This window comes from Sodalis-like endosymbiont of Proechinophthirus fluctus, assembly GCF_001602625.1.
In the GTDB taxonomy this organism is placed as follows: Bacteria; Pseudomonadota; Gammaproteobacteria; order Enterobacterales; family Enterobacteriaceae.
The window spans coordinates 4420-5019 of record NZ_LECR01000062.1 but is presented as its reverse complement, the minus strand read 5'-3'; the positions used below and the strand labels follow the sequence as shown (position 1 = coordinate 5019).

The 600-nt window shown below is 54.2% G+C and carries 1 protein-coding gene; it reads right to left on the bottom strand.

Going from position 1 to position 600, the window contains the following annotated elements; all coding sequences use genetic code 11:
* A partial coding sequence (gene proS / locus BG74_RS06500; protein WP_187202735.1) for a proline--tRNA ligase occupies positions 1-600 on the bottom strand: 600 nt, incomplete at both ends.

Here is a 600-nt window from a genome sequence, read left to right as displayed (position 1 = left end):
GCCGATGGAACCTGTATCCGCCTGCACCGCCCGGAATTCCAGCCCCATGCGGGTGAAAATAGCATTATAGGCTCGATACATGGCATCATAAGTCGCCTGCAGCGAATCCTGACTAGTGTGGAAGGAGTAGGCGTCTTTCATCACAAACTCCCGCGAGCGTATGACGCCGAAACGTGGCCGCACTTCGTCGCGAAATTTTGTTTGGATCTGATAGAAATTCAACGGCAGCTGCTTATAGGAGCTGATCTCGTTGCAAATAAGGTTAGTTATCACCTCTTCATGCGTGGGGCCCAGTACAAACGGCCGAGCGCTGCGATCGGTAAACCGCAGCAGTTCCTGGCCATACTGGACCCAACGTCCGCTTTCCTGCCACAGATCCGCTGGCTGCACTACCGGCATGACCACTTCAATCGCGCCGGCGTTGTTTATCTCTTCACGTACGATATTTTCCACTTTACGTAGCACGCGTAAACCAGTGGGCAGCCAGCTATAAAGGCCAGACGCCAGTTTACGAATCATCCCGGCGCGCAGCATCAGCTGATGGCTGACCACTTCCGCATCATCGGGGACTTCCTTGAGGGTGGAGAGCAGATATTGGCT